A 16,663-nucleotide genomic window follows, 5' to 3' on the forward strand; every position below is an offset into this window, starting at 1 on the left:
TCCTTAGGTCTGTCGCAGGGTCTGTCGCAGGGTCTGTCGCAGGGTCTGTCGCGGGGTCTGTCGCGGGGTCTGTCGCGGCGTGGGACGAGCGGTGGGCGCGGCCGCTCAGTCCTCGTCGAGGATGCGGGGCACCGAGAAGCGCTGCTGCTCCTGCTCGGGCGCGGCCGCCAGCGCAGCCTCCGCCCCGAGGGAGGGACGCACCTCGTCGGGACGCGTGACGTTGGTCAGGGGCAGCGGGTGCGACATCGGCTCGATGTCGTCGGCGGCCACCTCCTGCACCTTGGCGACGGACTCGAGGATGACGCCCAGCTCGCCGACCATGCGGTCGAGCTCGGCATCGGACAGGTCGATGCGGGCGAGGCCGGCGAGGTGCGCGACGTCGTCCCGGGACAGTGCGGACATGGGCGCCAGTCTAGGGGCCCTCCGTGCGGCGAGCCGTCCCCGGGCGCCGCCGGGACCGGACCCGACCCGGACCGGACCGGGCGCCGCGGACGGCGCACGAAAGCGAGGCAAACAGACGCGAAGGGCCGTGGACGCGGCATACCGATGTATCAGGCGGGTCACCCAGCACTCCTTTCCCGTGGATGGACCAGACGGACTGGGGGATCGGCCCGCCACGTTCAAGGGGAGGACCCCACCATGCCTGAAGACACCACGCACGGCCCGGCCGTGCCCGACGAGGTGCGAGCCCACCTCGTCGCGTCGCTCGGCAGCGACGCCATCACCATCACCGACGCCGGCGCGGCGCGACTGCCCACGGGCGGCAGCGTCCGCGCCTTCCACGCAGCGGTCGAGGGGCGACCGAATGAGGTCACCGCCGTGACCCTGGACGACGCGGGCGAGCTGCGCCCGCTCGACCGCCTGGTCGCGGACCTCGGGCGCAACCCGTTCGTCCCTGACTTCACCGCGGTCGGTCCCGGCCACGAGCGACCGCCGCGCGAGCCCGTGACGATCGACCCCACGACCAACGACTGGCGGTTGTCGCAGTGCGAGCGCACCTCGGAGACCATCACCGTCACCGTGCCGCCCACCGGCGTCGCGGCCAAGGCTGACGTCTACCTCCTGGCCGACAGCACCGGCAGCATGTCGCCGATCCTCGACGCCGTGAAGGCCGGCGCCGCCGCCATCCTCGGCGACCCTGCCCTGGCGGCGTTCGACGTGGCGTGGGGGGTCGGCAACTACCGCGACTTCCCGGTGCCCGGCATCAACTCGTACGCGTTCCAGCACCAGCTCTCGCCGACCACCGACCACACCCAGGCCGACCTCGCCATCGGCGCGTGGTTCGCCAACGAGGGCGGGGACACCTCCGAGGGGCAGTTCTTCGCCCTCCACGAGCTCGCGACCAACGCCGGCATCGGGTGGCGGCCGGACAGCAAGCGGATCGTCGTCTGGTTCGGTGACGCGCCGGGTCACGACCCGATCTGCACCGACCTCACCGGGTTGGCGAGTGCCATCACGGAGGCCTCGGTCACCGCCGACCTGACGGGGGCCGACATCACCGTGGTCGCCGTCAGCACCACCACCGGGCCGGCGAACGCGCTCGACGACGACCCGAACGCCGATGCCGGCAACTACGCCACCTGTCCGGGGTCGGGCACCCCCGGCCAGGCGACCCGCATCGCGGCCGCGACCGGCGGCAGCCACACGACCGGGGTGGACCCGACGACCATCGTGGCGACCCTCAGCGTGCTGATCGCCGCCGCAGTCGCGTCGACCGGCAACGTCCACCTCGAGCCGAGTGCCTCCATCGCGCCCTTCATCGAGTCGATCACCCCCTCCGGCGGCTACGGGCCACTGGCCGGGAACGAGGAGCACGTGCTGACCTTCGAGGTCGTCTGGGTCGGCTCCCGTCCGTGCCGCGACAAGGACCAGGTGTTCACCGGCACGATCGACGTGGTGGCCGACGGGGTCGCGGTCGCTGCCAAGCGGGTGCGCGTCACCGTGCCCCGGTGCCGCTACCACTACAGCGTCGAGGTGGTCTGTGGTGAGCAGCCGCCGAGCCGCCCGTCCTCGGGCGACGACCACGGGAGCCATGGCGAGGGTCATGGCGAGGGTCACGGTGAGGGTCATGGCGAGGGTCATGGCGACGACCACGGCGACGGTCACGGGGACGACGACACTGGTCTTGCCTGCGCCGTGGTCGCCGGCCACTACGCCACCGCCGTCACCATCTACAACCCGTCGACCTGCCCGGCCGTGATCGAGAAGCGCTTCGCTCCCTTGGTGCTGCACGGCAAGACCATCGGGCGGGAGCCCGAGCAGGTGCCAGCGAGGCCGTTCGCGAAGATCGAGCTCGAGGCCGGCCACGCCACGATGGACGACTGCTGCGCCCTCGAGGAGGCCGTCGGCAAGGGCTCCGGGCTCGTCCTGGGCGTGCTCGACATCGTGTCGGACCGCCCGCTGTCGGTCAGCGCCATCCACACGGCGCGCGAGCTGGGTGGCAGGCCCGGTGGGCCGGCGATCACCACGCGCACCATCGAGCCGCTGATGGCCCCGTGACGCGCTGACCAGGCCRCCTCGGCGGCCGGTGAGGCACCCGAGGGGGACCGGTCTGCCCCATCACCACCACCGTGACCCGGCGGGCCGTCGCCGATCCTGGCCCGCCGGGTCACCCCTGCGTGGGCAGCACCACAAGCCTTCCCCCTGTATGCCGGACGGCCGGGTGCCTACGGTGGTGGTCATGAGCCGTCTGCCGATCGAACTGTTCACCGCCATCGACCACGTGGGAGTCGCGGTGCGCGACCTCGACGAGGCCATCGCGTTCTACCGCGACACGTATGGCATGGCCCTCGCGCACGAGGAGGTCAACGAGGAGCAGGGCGTCCGCGAGGCGATGATGGCCGTCGGAGGCAGCGGGTCGCACATCCAGCTGCTCGCCCCGCTCTCGCCCGAGTCCACGATCGCGAAGTTCCTCGACCGCTCGGGGCCGGGCGTCCAACAGGTGGCCTACCGGGTCGAGGACGTCGAGGCCGTGAGCCAGGTGCTCCGCGACCGCGGGCTGCGCCTCCTCTACGACGAGCCACGTCGAGGCACGTCCAACTCCCGGGTCAACTTCATCCACCCCAAGGACGCGGGCGGCATCCTCGTCGAGCTCGTCCAGCCCGCGCACGAGACGCACTGACCGCCGCCCGCGGCCGGCACCGCGACCGGGCTCCGCGGCATACCTCCTCCGCCGCCCGAAGTGAGGTGGACGGCAGGTGAGGTAGGTCACCGCGTGACCGGAGTCTCACCGGCCGCCGGATCGCGTTACCCAGCAGTAGTTTCGGCTGCACGTGCCGACGACGCCGAGGAGCCACACCGATGCAGGAAATCCGCGACGCCATCCTCTCCGGGGACCGCACCCGTGAGACGTATGCCGGGCTGTCCATCCCCGAGACCTATCGCGCCGTGACGGTGCACAAGGACGAGGTCGGGATGTTCGAGGGCCTGGCCAGCAAGGACAAGGACCCACGCAAGTCCCTGCACGTCGACGACGTGCCCGTGCCCGAGCTCGCCCCGGGCGAGGCCCTGGTCGCCGTCATGGCCAGTGCCATCAACTACAACACCGTGTGGACCTCGATCTTCGAGCCGGTCTCGACGTTCGGCTTCCTGGAGCGGTACGGCAGGACATCGGAGTTCGCCAAGCGGCACGACCTGCCGTACCACGTGGTCGGCTCCGACCTGGCTGGCGTCGTGCTGCGCACGGGGCCCGGGGTGACCAAGTGGTCGCCCGGCCAGGAGGTCGTGGCGCACTGCCTGTCGGTCGAGCTCGAGGACGCCGACGGCCACAACGACACGATGCTCGACCCGCAGCAGCGCATCTGGGGTTTTGAGACCAACTTCGGGGGTCTCGCCGAGCTCGCCATCGTGAAGTCGAACCAGCTGATGCCCAAGCCCGCCCACCTGTCCTGGGAGGAGGCGGCCTCCCCCGGCCTCGTGAACTCCACGGCCTACCGGCAGCTGATCTCGAAGAACGGCGCCGCCATGAAGCTCGGCGACCGCGTGCTGATCTGGGGCGCCTCAGGCGGCCTCGGGTCCTATGCCACGCAGATGGCCCTCGCCGGTGGCGCCACCCCCATCTGCGTCGTGTCGTCGCCCGAGAAGGCGCAGATCTGTCGCGAGATGGGTGCCGAGCTGATCATCGACCGCAGCGCCGAGGGTTACCGCTTCTGGAACGACGAGAACACCCAGCAGGACCCCCGCGAGTGGCAGCGGCTCGGGAAGAAGATCCGCGAGCTGACCGGTGGGCACGACGTCGACATCGTCTTCGAGCACCCGGGCCGCGAGACCTTCGGGGCGAGCGTCTACGTGGCGCGCAAGGGCGGCACGATCGTCACCTGCGCGTCGACCTCGGGCTACATGCACGAGTACGACAACCGCTACCTGTGGATGAACCTCAAGCGGATCATCTCGAGCCACTTCGCCAACTACCGCGAGGCGTGGGAGGCCAACGAGCTGATCGACCGCGGACTCATCCAGCCGACTCTCTCGAAGACCTACGCCATGGACGAGGTGGGCCAGGCCGCCCTCGACGTCCACCGCAACGCCCACCAGGGCAAGGTCGGCGTCCTCACACTCGCGCCCGAAGCCGGCCTCGGCGTCACCGATCCCGAGAAGCGCGAGTCGCTCCTGCCGAAGATCAACCGCTTCCGCAACGCCTGACCTGCACCGTTGCGTCCGGCGTGCGCCCCGGTGCCATAGGGTCGTCGCATGTCAGTGCTCGACCGGTGGAAAGAGTTCCGGCGCGCCCAGCGCGATGCGTTGAGCGCCAGCAACCACCCCCACGCCGACCCGGAGCAGTCACGGGAGCTGGGCGACCTGCTCACCGACATGCTGCCGCCCCGACGGTCGGTGTCGGGGGTGTCCGGTGAGCACGACGAGCGCGACGGCGACGCGCACGCCGACGGCTCGGCTCCCCCGGACCAGCCCGACCTCGGCACCCGGCTGCACGACCGCGAGCAGGGCGACTCCCAGTCGGACGAGGACGACGGTCGGCGCTACGGACGAGCCGGGCGCCCCCTCAACCGCCAGTCGCCCTTCTACATGGGCTTCGTGGGGGCGATCGGCGTGCTCACCGCCGTGCTGCTCTGGCACACGCTGGGTCGCCTGACCACGGTCCTCACCCTCGTGGTCGTGGCGTTCTTCCTCGTCCTCACGCTCAACCCCCTCGTCGAGTTCCTCACTCGCCGCGGGCTGGGTCGTGGCGGTGCGGTCGCCCTCGTCTTCGCGGGGGTGGTGGCGGTGTTCACCCTGCTCGGGCTGGTGGTCGTGCCGCCGGTGGTCTCGCAGGGCACCGACCTGGCCCAGAAGGCGCCCGACTACCTCGACCACATCCTCAAGAGCAACTTCATCAGGGACCTCGACCGGCACTACGGCGTGGTCGACAAGATCCAGGCCGAGTTCAACAAGCGCCTCACCGACGGCAACTTCCTCAGCCAGGTCTTCGGTGGCGTGCTCGGCGTGGGTGCGGCCGTCATCGGCGGGATCTTCCAGGCCTTCACGGTGCTGGTGCTGACGCTGTTCCTGCTCGCGTCCTTCCCCAGGGTCAAGCAGGGCGCCTACGCCATCGTGCCCGCCTCGCGCCGGCCCCGCGTGATCTCCCTGTCGGAGGAGATCATGCGCCGCACCGGCTCCTACGCGATCGGCCAGGTCGCCGTGGCGACCATCAACGCCATCTGCTCGTGGATCATGATGATGATCGTCGGCATCCCGTATGCCGCCGTGCTGGCCGTGGCCGTCGGCTTCCTGGGCCTGATCCCCATGGTGGGTGCCACGGCCGGTGCATCCGTGGTCTGCCTCGTGGCCGTCTTCGACGAGCCGAAGAAGGCGGTCATCGCCCTCATCTACTACGTCGTCTACCAGCAGCTCGAGAACTACGTCGTCGCTCCCCGGATCATGCAGCGCACGGTCTCCGTGCCCGGTGCGGTCACCGTCGTCGCGGCCCTCGCCGGCGGCACCCTCCTCGGTGTGCTCGGCGCGCTGCTGGCCATCCCCGTCGCCGCCGGCCTGCTCCTCCTCTACGAAGAGGTCCTGCTCCCCCGCCAGCGCCGCCACTGAGCCCGCCCCCTCGAGTCGTGTGTGAGTGGGCACGCGGCATGGCGCGTGCTCACACACACGACCGCTACGTGGTTCCCCCGATGACAGGGGGCCCACCCGTTTCTAGTCTGCGACCATGCGGACCACACGATTGGTTGCCGCCACGAGCCTGCTCGTCGGCGTGGCGCTGCTCGGGGGATGCGCCGCCGCCGACACCCCCGCGCCTCGCACCTCCACCACCTCCACCACAACCAGGACCACCAGCCCACCACCCGCCGCGCTCACGATCCTCGCGATGGGCGACTCGACGGTCTGGGACCACGACTGCGTCGACTGCACCCATTCGTACCCACACCTGATCCGCGCCGCACTGGCTGCATCGACGGGCAAGGAGATCGCGCTGATCGACGCCACCCAGCAGAATGGACTGACCGCTCCACCGCTGCTGGACGAGATCACCCACGACTCGTGGGGTGCCGCGACGCAGGATCCCAAGGCGCCCGCCCCCAAGCCGGCGATCGCCGCGGCCGACATCGTCACCATCACGCTGGGCGCCAACGACGCGCCTTGGCAGCGGGACGACGACCCGGTCTGCTCGGGCGACTGGGCTGCGAAGTCGTGCATCGACCAGAAGGTGGCGCCATCGCTTGCGGCGCTCGGACGGATCATCGACGCCATCCACAGCATCCGAGGCACGAAGCCCACGGCCATCAGGGTGACGAACTTCTACAACGAGCTCATCGCCAGCAAGGACTACCTTCCCGACCGACCTGCTGAGTGGGTCGCCAAGGGCCGCAAGGGCGCCAAGGTGTTCTCCGACGCCCTGAACGACGGGATCTGTGCCACTGCGGTGGCGCACCGGGCGGTCTGCATCGACATCTACCACGGGATCAACGGTGCAGACGGCACCACGGCCCTGCCTGCGAACTGGTTCATGTGGAGCGGCCACGACCGCGGCTACGACCAGACCTTCACCGCAGACGCGATCATGAGGACCGGGTTCGCACCCGTGCAGCTCTGACGGATGGCGCCCAGCCGACCGGGAAGGTTCAGCGGGTGGCGCCGCGGGTGTGGCGCCGGTCCCGCGCCTCCCAGCAGGGGGTGTGCCAGTGCCGTCGGTCGTCCAGGCCGCCCATGCCCTCGGCCGGCCAGGCCACCACGTGGGGCGTCCCGACCGCGATGTTCTGCTGGCAGCCGGGACAGAGGTACGCGCGGCTCGCCCCGCTGCCGGTGACGCGGCGGACGAACCACTCGCCGCCGGCATACATCTCGCGACGAGCGGTGCCCCCGACCGCACGGTCGAGGTTCAGCGGGGCGTCGTCACGGCGACGCCGGTTGGCGCGGGRCATGGCTCCAGTGTCCCAGAGGCCCCGCGACCCCCGTCAGGCGTAGGTGCGGAAGCCGCGGCCCGTCTTGCGACCGAGGTAGCCGGCGGTGACCATGTGCTCGAGCAGGGGTGCCGGTGCGAAGCCGGGCTCGCGGAACTCGAGGTAGAGCTCGCGCTGGATCGCGAGCGACACGTCGTTGCCGACCACGTCGAGCAGCTCGAACGGACCCATGGGCAGACCACAGCCGGTCTTCATGGCCGTGTCGATGTCGTCGGCCGTGGCGTAGTTGGCGCTGAGCATCTTCACGGCGTCGTTGAGGTACGGGAACAGCAGGGCGTTGACGATGAAGCCCGAGCGGTCGCCACACGTCACGGCGTGCTTGCCGACCTTGGCGCAGATGTCCTGCACCGTGGCGACGACGTCGGGGGCGGTCGAGACCGTGTAGACCACCTCGACGAGCTTCATGACCTGGGCCGGGTTGAAGAAGTGCATCCCGATGACGTCCTGCGGGCGCGTGGTGGCGGCCGCGCAGTCGACCACCGGCAGCGACGAGGTGGTGGTGGCGAGGATCGCGCCGGGCTTGCAGATCTCGTCGAGGTTCTCGAACAGCGCCTTCTTCACGGCGAGGTCCTCCACGACCGCCTCGACCACGAGGTCGACGCCGGCCAGCGCGTCGAGCGAGGTGGTGCCCGTGAGGTGGGACAGTGCGTCGGCGCGGGCCGACTCCTCGAGCTTGCCCCGCTGCACCGCCTTCTCGAGCGACTTGGTGATCGCGGCGGTGACGGCGTCGACCTTGGCCTGGCTGCGGGTCACGTAGGTGACGTCGTAGCCGGCCTTGGCGAAGACCTCGATGATGCCGGTGGCCATGGTGCCGGAGCCCACGACGCCGACGGTACGGACCTCGCGCAGGGCGGCGTCCGACGCGCCTGCGGGACGAGGGGTCAGGGCGTCGTCGACGACCTGGCTGCTGCCCGGCTCGGCGTACGTGTAGAACCCGCGCCCGCTCTTGCGACCCTTGAGCCCCGCGCTGACCATCTGCTTGATGACCGGGCTGGGAGCGTGCAGGCGGTCGCGCCCCTGCTTGTACATCGTGTCGAGGATCTCGTAGGCGGTGTCGAGGCCGATGAGGTCCATCAGGGCCAGCGGACCCATCGGGTAGCCGCACCCGAGCTTCATCGCCGCGTCGATGTCCTCGCGGCTGGCGTAGCGCGACTCGAACATCGAGACGGCGTGGTTGAGGTAGCCGAACAGCAGGGCGTTGGCGATGAACCCGGCCTTGTCACCCACGATGACGGGCTGCTTGCCGAGCCGCTGGGCCAGCGCCTTGACGTCCTCGAAGACCTCGTCCTCGGTGACGACGGTGCGGATCACCTCGACGAACTGCAGGACCGGCGCGGGATTGAAGAAGTGCATGCCGACGACGCGCTTGGGGTTGCCGGTGGCCACGGCGATCTCGGTGACCGACAGCGACGACGTGTTGGTCGCGAGGATGGCGTCAGGACCCACGATGGCGTCGAGCTTGCCGAAGACGTCCTTCTTGAGGTCGAGGTGCTCCGGGACCGCCTCCACGACGAGCTGGCACTCGGCGAGCTCGTCGAGGCTCGAGGTGAAGTGCACCCGCGAGTGGAGGGCCGCCTGGTCCTCCTCGCTCAGCTTGCCCCGGCTGACGGCACGACCGGTGGAGTGCTCCAGCACCCCGCGGCCCTTCTCGACCGCCGCCTCGTCGACCTCGACGGCGACGACGTCGATGCCGTTGCGGGCGAACACCTCGACGATGCCGGCACCCATGGTGCCGAGACCGATCACTCCGACCTTGCTGAACTCACGAGCCATGCGGCGAGTCTGGCAGAGCAGGTATGCCGCGTGGACCCCCGGGCGGCGTGACGGTCACCACCCCGGCGATCCGGGTCGCACACACCCGGGCCTCACCAGTCGTGACCGGCGCCGATCAGGGCTGACTCCATGTGGAAACGCTGCTCGCGGGACAGGCCCCGGATCGCGAGGGGCACGGGGATGTCGACGGCCCGGCAGTAGTCACGCAGCGCGTGGTCGTAGGCCAGCCGCGCCGCCATCAGCCGCTCGGCCTTGCGGGGCTGGTCGCCCGCCTCGACGCGGCGGATGTGGGCAGCCAGCCGGCTCAGCTCCATGGCGAGCAGGATCGGCGGGATGGGTTCCGGCACGGGGCGCCGCAGATCGCGCCGTGCCTCCAGCCTCGTGACGGCCGGTTGCACGAAACGGGGTGGCCGGCCCGTGGTGAGCCAACGCACCCCGCTCACGAGGGTGCCCATCACGAGGACGAGACCGGCGACGTTGCCCAGGACGTTCGGCATACCAGCTCACCTCTGTGCTCCGAGTGTGCGCCACCGACCCCGCACGACGCAACGGTTCGCGGCCCGTAGAGTGACCCCTCGTGCGGCTGGTCATAGCGAAGTGTTCGGTGGACTACGAGGGTCGGCTGACGGCCCACCTGCCCCTGGCGACGAGGTTGCTCCTCGTGAAGGCCGACGGGTCGGTGCTCGTGCACAGTGACGGTGGGTCGTACAAGCCACTCAACTGGATGTCCCCTCCCTGCGCGATGGCCGAGGTGTCACCGGAGGAGCACGAGGTCGCGGATGGCGTCACGGCGGTCTGGCTCGTGCAGCACGCCAAGTCGGAGGACCGGCTTCGCGTGCTCATCCACGAGGTGCTGCACGACTCGGCGCACGAGCTCGGGGTCGACCCCGGTCTCGTCAAGGACGGCGTCGAGGCCCACCTCCAGAAGCTCCTCGCCGAGCACATCCACACCCTCGGCGACGGCTGGAGCCTTGTGCGCCGCGAGTACATGACCGCCATCGGCCCGGTCGACATCCTGTGCCGGGACGCCTCCGGGGCCTCGGTCGCCGTGGAGATCAAGCGGCGCGGCGACATCGACGGCGTCGAGCAGCTGACCCGCTACCTCGAGCTGATGAACCGCGACCCGCACCTGTCACCGGTGTCCGGGGTCTTCGCGGCCCAGGAGATCAAGCCGCAGGCCCGCACGCTGGCGACCGATCGCGGCATCCGCTGCGTGACGCTGGACTACGACGCCCTCAAGGGCATCGACAACAGCGAGCACCGCCTGTTCTAGGCACTGCGGCCGGTCCGGTCAGACCACCGCTCGGTCGGTCGAGCCGGGCCAGGTCCGCAGGTCGAAACCATCACCGTCGACCGCCACCTCCGCCACGGCACAGTTCGGCAGGTACGTGGCGGCCGCCAGGTCGTCTCGCACGGCGCCCGAGAGGCGCGGCAGCACGAACGACATGACGCCACCGTGCGAGAAGACCAGGACGGTCTCGCCACGGAACTGGTCGGCGATCGACGACAGCGCCTCGCGGTACCGGCTGAGCACCTGCTCCCCCGTCACTCCCCCGGGGACCTGTCTCCGCAGGTCTCCGTGCACCCAGGACCTGAACACCGCCTGCAGCTCGGGGTCGTCGTGGGGCCGCCCGGCAAGGGCGCCCACCGAGAACTCCTCCAGCCCCTCGACGGCGTGCGAGTCCACGCCCAGGACCTCTGCCGCGACCGCTCCCGACTGGACCGCGCGGGCCAGTGTGCTGGTGCGGACCGCCGCCACCCTGCGCCCGGCGAGGGACTGGGCCAGCGCGGTGGTCTGCTCGATGCCCTTCGCCGACAGCCACCCGCCCTCGTCCGACAACACCGACGGGTGCCCGTACTCCGCATCACCGTGGCGGGCGACCAGGAGGGTGGCGGCACACTGCAGGTCACTCATCCCCCGAGCGTATGCCGCGCCACCGGTTCAGCGCGGGGCGGCGCACGGTTCGACCCCGAGCGCCGGCACGGTCCATCATCGTCAGGTGACGCCCCCCAACCCGCGCACCTCCCCGATGCTGCTCACCGGCGCGGTCGTCCTGGCGGACCGGGTCGTCGCCGACGGCGCCGTGGCGGTCCTCGACGACACCATCGCGTATGCCGGAGAGCGCGGCTCGCTGCCCGCAGGCTGGTCCGACGTGGCGGAGCCTGACGGGTGGGAGGCCGGTCTGACGCTCCTGCCCGGGCTCGTCGACATCCACTGCCACGGCGGCAACGGGGGTGAGTTCGGGCCCGATCCGGCCGGGTCGCACCGCGCCGCCCGACACCACCACCAGCACGGCTCCACGACCGTCGTGGGCTCCCTCACCTCCGCCCCGGCGGAGTCCCTGCTCGACGGAGCGCGCACGCTCGGCGACCTCGTGCGCAGTGGCGAGCTGGCCGGCATACACCTCGAAGGGCCCTTCCTGTCCACCGCGCGGTGCGGCGCCCAGGACCCGGCCGCGCTGGTCGATGCCGACCTGGCGCTGGTCGAAGCCGTCGCGGAGGCGGCTGGTGACGGTGCGCTGGCCCACCTGACCTGGGCACCGGAGCGTCCCGGGGGCGAGACCGTGCCCGCTGCGCTCGCGGCGGTCGGCGCGGTCGGGGCGCTGGGCCACACCGACGCCGACTACGCGACGGCGACGCGCGCGCTCGACGCGGTGGCGGGCCTCGGCATCCGTGGCGGCCTGCCCCTCGTCACCCACCTGTTCAACGGCATGCCCCCGCTGCTGTCGCGCTCGCCCGGACCGGTCGGTGCAGCGATCGCGTCGGCGGGGCGGGCCGCGGCGGTCGTCGAGGTGATCGCCGACGGCGTGCACCTCGACGGGGGCACGGTCCGGATGCTGTTCGACACCGTCGGGCCCGAGCACCTCGCCCTCGTCAGCGACGCGATGTCGGCGAGCGGACTGCCGGACGGCGGGTACTCGCTCGGGCGCCTCGACGTGACGGTGAGCGGTGGCGCGGCGCGGCTGACCGCCACGGGCAGCCTCGCCGGTGGCCTCAGCACGCTGCTCGACCAGGTGCGCTGGCTGGTCCTCGACCTCGCCGTCCCCCTGGGCGACGCCGTGCGAGCCGCGTCCGCCACCCCGGCCCGCGCCCTGGCCCTGCCTCGGGTGGGCGCCCTGGCCGCTGGTCAGCAGGCCGATGTCGTGGTCGTCGACTCCCACCTGACCCCCCACCGGGTGCTGCGCCGCGGCAGCTGGCTCTGAGCCCGACTTCTGGCCACCGGTGACCCACTCAGATGGCGCAGATGGACGGTGGTGGACCACTGCTGGCCCGAAGTGCGGCGTGGAGGCGACTCTGGGTCCCTGCCGCGCGGGGTGGAGACGACTCTGGGCCCCTGCCGGATGGCAGGGGCCCAGAGGTCACACGGGGTGGAGCGGACTCAGCGGACGACCACCGAGACGACCGGCGCCATGACGGGGTTGTAGATCCCCGAGCCGCTGTAGGTCGCCGACAGCTTGTGCGTGCCGCGGGCCAGCAGCGGCGCCCGGAGGACCGCCTTGCCCTTGACGATGGTCACGGTCCCGATGACCCGGCTGCCGTCCCTGAACACGAAGTAGCCGGTGGCACTCGTGGGGGCGACCGCTGCGGTCAGCGTCGGCCGGTAACCGTACGAGAAGTCACGGTCGTTGACGCTGAGCGCCGCCTTGGCAGCCAGCCCGTTGACCGTCACGTTGACCGCGGCCGATCCGCTCGCGATGTGCGCGGCGTCACCGTTGTAGATCGCCGTCATCGAGTGGACCCCACGGGTCTGGCCCACGGCCGTCCACACCGCCTTGCCGGCGCTGACCGGCACGGTGGCGACGACCTTGGTGCCGTCCCTGAACGAGACCGTGCCCGTCGCGACCGCCGGAGACACCGTGGCGGTGAAGACCGGCTTCCCGCCGTAGGTGTACGCCGTCGTGCTCGAGGTGAGCCGCGTCGTCGTCGGCGCCTTGACCGCCACGTACTGCGCCCGCACACCGTCGGTGTTCAGGTGGTGGATGAGCATCAGGCCCACCGGCTTGTCCGAGGCGTAGGCCGCGTCGTCGCGCCGGAGGTCGAGGCTCGCACCGGGCAGGTCGGTGTTGAGCATGGTGCCGTAGTCGCCGAAGGCGGACAGCGCCGGCGAAGCCACGCTGAGCGTCATCGGAGCGGCCTGCGAGCCCACCGCGTCGACCCGACCGGCCTCGGCGGTGTAGGACTCGACCCAGTACTTGATCTTCGGGGTGGCACCCGAGACGAGACCGGCGTCCTCCAGCGACCGGACCCAGACCGGCAGGGTCAGGGAGTCGCTGTTGAACAGGTTGGTGTCGAAGCTGCCGTCGTAGCCGTTGATCAGCTGGTCGTCGAGGACCGAGTACTGGTCCGGACCCGGTCGGAGGTCGACCAGCTCCGCGACGAAGTAGTCGTAGTCGTCGGTCGTGACCAAGCGGGTGTTGTAGACCACCGCGTCCGGCCCCGGGTTCGCCGCATCCGTGTCGAGGAGCACGTCGAACTCGGTGTATGACGCCGGTGTGCGCCACGGGCCGTAGCTGCTCACTCCGATGCTCACGTACCTGCCGTCCTGGGTCGGATCGGCCGGCCGCGAGACCTGCAGCGGCACGGTCGAGGCCGAACCGACGTAACGCAGGTCGGCCGACCGGTCATCGGCGAAGGCGATGCAGCTGACCACCAGGGTGGCCGAGCAGCTCGGGATCTTCGTGCTGACGCCCTGCAGCTGGAACGTGGACACCGACGACTCGTAGCCGGTGCTGCCACTGCCCTGCGAGACACCGGTCCCCGAGAGGGCCAGCGTGCCGGTCTTGATCGCGCCGGCACCCGTGACCGTGGCGGTCTTGGCGGCCGCCATGGCCGAGGCCGGGCGGGGAGCGGACCACACCGGGACGCGGAGCGCCGCGCCCGGGGTGGTGCCGACGGGCGTCAGGACCATGCGGCCACTGGCGTCAGCGCGGTAGCTCATCTGGGCGCCCACGCCCAGCGGGTCGCTCGGCGTGGTCGGGTCGTGCACGGCCTGGAGCTGGTCGCGCTGGATGGTCGCCGTGACCGTGACGTCCACCGAGCCACCAGCCGGGAGGTTGACCTGGTTGGGGCTGAACGAGTACGTCACACCCGGGCTGGGGTGCGCCGCGGCGTAGTCGATCGTGTAGGCCGACGACCCGGTCGGGCGCTTGTTGACGACCTTCACCGTCTTGGTCAGGGTCGTGGTCGGCGCCGTGACGGCCACCGGTCCGAACGAGACGCTGACGGCACCGGGGGTGTCCTTCACGTAGGCCAGCGTGGTCGTGCCGACGGCCGCATCGGCCTTGACGCGACCAGAGCCGACCCGCTCCGGGCCGTAGACGTCGCCGGTGTGGTTCTCACCCACGAAGACGTCCTGAGTCGCCGTGTTCATGATGGCGGCCTTGACCTCCTCGGAGGTCCAGGTGGAGTGGGCGCCACGCACGAGGGCGGCTTCGCCGGCCACGTGCGGGGAGGCCATCGAGGTGCCGCTCTCGGCGATGCCCTCGTTGCCCGTGCCGACGGCGACGGAGAACGTGGTGACGCCCGGGGCTGCGACGTCGGGCTTGACGTTGCCGGCGATGCCGACGCCCCGCGAGGAGAAGCCTGCGACCTGGTCGACCGCGCCCTGGTTGCTGATGGTCACGCTGTTGCGCAGCTCGTTCGTCATCGTCACCTTGACCGGGTTGCTCGCGTCGAGCTGGGCCTTGATGGCGACAGTGGCCTGGTTGACGGTCAGCATCGCGGGGATGATCGCGTCACCGGTGACCCCGGCCGAGAACGAGTTCACGTCGCTGCCGTAGATGACACCGACCGCACCCGCGAGCCGCGCGTTCTTGGCGCGAGCAGCCGAGCCACAGCGACGACCCGTGCCGTCGAACCACTTGGTCATGAGGACCTTGCCCGCGACCGCGGCTGCCTCCGTCGGGGAGAACACCGCACAACCGTCGGTGTTGTTCCGCCCAGCGAAGTCCGTGTCATCCGTGAGGCTGCCGACGGTCGTCGTGCTCCAGTCGCCGATCGTCACGACGTCGGTGTTGGTCAGACCGGGCTCGTTGGCCCAGTCGTACGCGACCGACTTCAGCGCGCCGAAGACGTTGTCCTGGGTGCCGTCGACCGTGTTGGCCGGCTCGATGCCGGCGGGGCTGTCGACCTTGAGCCCGTCGACCACGGAGTCGCGGTCGTCGGACGCTGCCACCGCGAGCACGCGGGTGGCGTTGCCCGGCGAACCGCCGACCTCGTAGACGTCGCCACTGTTGCCGATCGAGGCAACCACGACGGTGCCGAGGGCGGCGAGGTTGTTGGACGCGACCGCGTCCGGGTCGTCCGGGGAGCCATAGCTGGAGCCGAGCGACATGTTGACCACGTCGAGGCGGTCGGACAGGTCACCGTCGCCATTGGGGTCGGCAGCCCAGTCGAGGGCCTCGCCGACGACGCTGGTGTCGCCGTCGCAGCCGAAGACCTTCAGGGCGTAGAGCGAGGCGCCGGGTGCGACACCGGGGCCGACCGCGAGCGTGGCGGGGTCGATGTCGACGTCGTAGCCGCCGGTGTAGGTGTCACCCGCCTTGGTGACGCCGAGACCCGCGACCGTGCCGCTGACGTGGGAGCCGTGCCCCTCGCAGTCGAGCGGGTTCGGGTCGGGGACCGGGGTGGTCACGCCTTCACCGGGGTTGTACGCGTCACCGGCGAAGTCGTAACCGCCGACCACCTTGGCGGTCGGCGTGAACGTGTTGGAGGCCTTGGCGGCGTTGAAGGCCGCGACGGTGCCGGGACCGCCGAAGTCGGCGTGGGTGTAGTCGATGCCGGTGTCGATGACGCCGACCCGCACGCCCTGGCCGGTCTCGGCCTTGGCCTTCCACACCTCGGGGGCGCCGATGAGGGGCACGGACGACGAGTTGGACGGGGACTTGGGCGTGATGCGGTGGACGGCCTTGACCCCCGGGAGGGCAGCGAGCGCCTGGAGCTTGCTGGCGTCCGTCCGCACCGCGATACCGGAGTACAAGGCGTGCGCCCGGTAGAGGGTGTGCGCCTTGGTCGCGGAGGCGCCGAAGCGCGCCTCGACCACTGACTGGGCGCGGCGAATCGTGGCCGTCTGGTTGCGGGCCGCGAGGGTGGCCGCAGTGCCACCGCGGGTGCGGGCCTGGCTGAAGGCGGCCGACGCGGGCGCCGCGTCGAGCTCGATCATCACGTCAACCGCGCCCTTGGCGCCTGCAAGCGAGCGGTCGACCTTCTCGGCCTGCGAACGCTGGGTGCCGAGCTTGAAGGAGCCACCCCCCGTCAGACCGTCGGGGAGGTTCAGCGCCGGGCCACGGTGCTTGGCCGGAGTCGGCGTGGTGCTCGCGACGGCGGGAGTTGCACTGATTGCAGCTGCCGCCACCATCGACAGGGCGCTGACGCCGACGACGGCTGTGTAGCCGCGACGACGCCTTCCCCGAGGTTCCATCGACACGAGGTCTCCTTCGCGTGGCCGCAAGCCGTTTGGCCTCGGGGATCACCCGCGGCCCGCGGAG

13 protein-coding genes are annotated in these 16,663 nt (G+C 70.9%); 7 read left to right on the plus strand and 6 right to left on the minus strand.

Features of this window, described 5'->3' with window-relative positions:
- Positions 1-105 precede the first annotated feature (105 nt).
- On the minus strand, positions 106-402 hold the full coding sequence (gene gatC, locus AC1DX8_RS06935) for an Asp-tRNA(Asn)/Glu-tRNA(Gln) amidotransferase subunit GatC (RefSeq protein ID WP_477629181.1): 297 nt from the start codon (positions 400-402) through the stop codon (positions 106-108).
- Between the two features lie 237 nt (positions 403-639).
- Here gatC and AC1DX8_RS06940 point away from each other — a divergent pair, with 237 nt between their 5' ends.
- The 5 genes from AC1DX8_RS06940 (at position 640) to AC1DX8_RS06960 (ending at position 7,036) form a co-directional block, all read left to right on the plus strand.
- Positions 640-2,499, plus strand: a complete 1,860-nt coding sequence (locus AC1DX8_RS06940) for a vWA domain-containing protein (RefSeq protein WP_477629182.1) — start codon at positions 640-642, stop codon at positions 2,497-2,499.
- 181 nt (positions 2,500-2,680) lie between these two features.
- Entirely contained in the window at positions 2,681-3,121 is a 441-nt protein-coding gene (gene mce / locus AC1DX8_RS06945) for a methylmalonyl-CoA epimerase (RefSeq protein WP_477629183.1), read from the plus strand.
- 179 nt (positions 3,122-3,300) lie between these two features.
- On the plus strand, positions 3,301-4,641 hold the full coding sequence (gene ccrA / locus AC1DX8_RS06950) for a crotonyl-CoA carboxylase/reductase (RefSeq protein ID WP_477629184.1): 1,341 nt from the start codon (positions 3,301-3,303) through the stop codon (positions 4,639-4,641).
- A 48-nt stretch (positions 4,642-4,689) separates the two neighbouring features.
- On the plus strand, positions 4,690-6,036 hold the full coding sequence (locus AC1DX8_RS06955; protein WP_477629185.1) for an AI-2E family transporter: 1,347 nt from the start codon (positions 4,690-4,692) through the stop codon (positions 6,034-6,036).
- Between the two features lie 115 nt (positions 6,037-6,151).
- Positions 6,152-7,036, plus strand: a complete 885-nt coding sequence (locus AC1DX8_RS06960) for an SGNH/GDSL hydrolase family protein (protein WP_477629186.1) — start codon at positions 6,152-6,154, stop codon at positions 7,034-7,036.
- Positions 7,037-7,064: 28 nt separating this feature from the next.
- Here AC1DX8_RS06960 and AC1DX8_RS06965 read toward each other — a convergent pair whose 3' ends face one another.
- The 3 genes from AC1DX8_RS06965 to AC1DX8_RS06975 form a co-directional block, all read right to left on the minus strand.
- Complete coding sequence (locus AC1DX8_RS06965; protein WP_477629187.1) at positions 7,065-7,364, minus strand: hypothetical protein; 300 nt, start codon at positions 7,362-7,364, stop codon at positions 7,065-7,067.
- Positions 7,365-7,397: 33 nt separating this feature from the next.
- Positions 7,398-9,176, minus strand: a complete 1,779-nt coding sequence (locus tag AC1DX8_RS06970; protein ID WP_477629188.1) for a 3-hydroxyacyl-CoA dehydrogenase family protein — start codon at positions 9,174-9,176, stop codon at positions 7,398-7,400.
- A 92-nt stretch (positions 9,177-9,268) separates the two neighbouring features.
- On the minus strand, positions 9,269-9,673 hold the full coding sequence (locus tag AC1DX8_RS06975) for a hypothetical protein (RefSeq protein ID WP_477629189.1): 405 nt from the start codon (positions 9,671-9,673) through the stop codon (positions 9,269-9,271).
- A gap of 80 nt (positions 9,674-9,753) precedes the next feature.
- On the opposite strand from AC1DX8_RS06975, the gene nucS reads away from it, so the two are divergent.
- Positions 9,754-10,449 carry an endonuclease NucS gene (gene nucS / locus AC1DX8_RS06980; protein ID WP_477629190.1) on the plus strand — a complete coding sequence of 232 codons (696 nt, stop codon included), beginning with the start codon at positions 9,754-9,756 and terminating at the stop codon, positions 10,447-10,449.
- A gap of 18 nt (positions 10,450-10,467) precedes the next feature.
- On the opposite strand, the gene AC1DX8_RS06985 is transcribed toward nucS, so the two are convergent.
- Positions 10,468-11,091, minus strand: a complete 624-nt coding sequence (locus AC1DX8_RS06985; RefSeq protein WP_477629191.1) for a histidine phosphatase family protein — start codon at positions 11,089-11,091, stop codon at positions 10,468-10,470.
- An 85-nt stretch (positions 11,092-11,176) separates the two neighbouring features.
- On the opposite strand from AC1DX8_RS06985, the gene AC1DX8_RS06990 reads away from it, so the two are divergent.
- The gene (locus tag AC1DX8_RS06990; RefSeq protein ID WP_477629192.1) at positions 11,177-12,379 is read left to right on the plus strand and encodes an N-acetylglucosamine-6-phosphate deacetylase; all 1,203 of its coding nucleotides are present in this window, start codon (positions 11,177-11,179) and stop codon (positions 12,377-12,379) included.
- A gap of 176 nt (positions 12,380-12,555) precedes the next feature.
- Here the strand turns inward: AC1DX8_RS06990 and AC1DX8_RS06995 are convergent, their stop codons facing one another.
- Complete coding sequence (locus tag AC1DX8_RS06995) at positions 12,556-16,596, minus strand: S8 family serine peptidase (protein ID WP_477629240.1); 4,041 nt, start codon at positions 16,594-16,596, stop codon at positions 12,556-12,558.
- Positions 16,597-16,663 lie beyond the last annotated feature (67 nt).

Source organism: Pedococcus sp. P2_A3 (assembly GCF_056405035.1).

What these genes read in the sequence shown, in the direction of transcription:
- AC1DX8_RS06995 (WP_477629240.1), bottom strand. Translation starts at nt 16,596, where the DNA reads ATGGAACCTCGGGGAAGGCGTCGTCGCGGCTACACAGCCGTCGTCGGC.
- ccrA (WP_477629184.1), top strand. Translation starts at nt 3,301, where the DNA reads ATGCAGGAAATCCGCGACGCCATCCTCTCCGGGGACCGCACCCGTGAG.
- AC1DX8_RS06960 (WP_477629186.1), top strand. Translation starts at nt 6,152, where the DNA reads ATGCGGACCACACGATTGGTTGCCGCCACGAGCCTGCTCGTCGGCGTG.
- AC1DX8_RS06985 (WP_477629191.1), bottom strand. Translation starts at nt 11,091, where the DNA reads ATGAGTGACCTGCAGTGTGCCGCCACCCTCCTGGTCGCCCGCCACGGT.
- AC1DX8_RS06955 (WP_477629185.1), top strand. Translation starts at nt 4,690, where the DNA reads ATGTCAGTGCTCGACCGGTGGAAAGAGTTCCGGCGCGCCCAGCGCGAT.
- AC1DX8_RS06940 (WP_477629182.1), top strand. Translation starts at nt 640, where the DNA reads ATGCCTGAAGACACCACGCACGGCCCGGCCGTGCCCGACGAGGTGCGA.
- gatC (WP_477629181.1), bottom strand. Translation starts at nt 402, where the DNA reads ATGTCCGCACTGTCCCGGGACGACGTCGCGCACCTCGCCGGCCTCGCC.
- mce (WP_477629183.1), top strand. Translation starts at nt 2,681, where the DNA reads ATGAGCCGTCTGCCGATCGAACTGTTCACCGCCATCGACCACGTGGGA.
- AC1DX8_RS06970 (WP_477629188.1), bottom strand. Translation starts at nt 9,176, where the DNA reads ATGGCTCGTGAGTTCAGCAAGGTCGGAGTGATCGGTCTCGGCACCATG.
- AC1DX8_RS06975 (WP_477629189.1), bottom strand. Translation starts at nt 9,673, where the DNA reads ATGCCGAACGTCCTGGGCAACGTCGCCGGTCTCGTCCTCGTGATGGGC.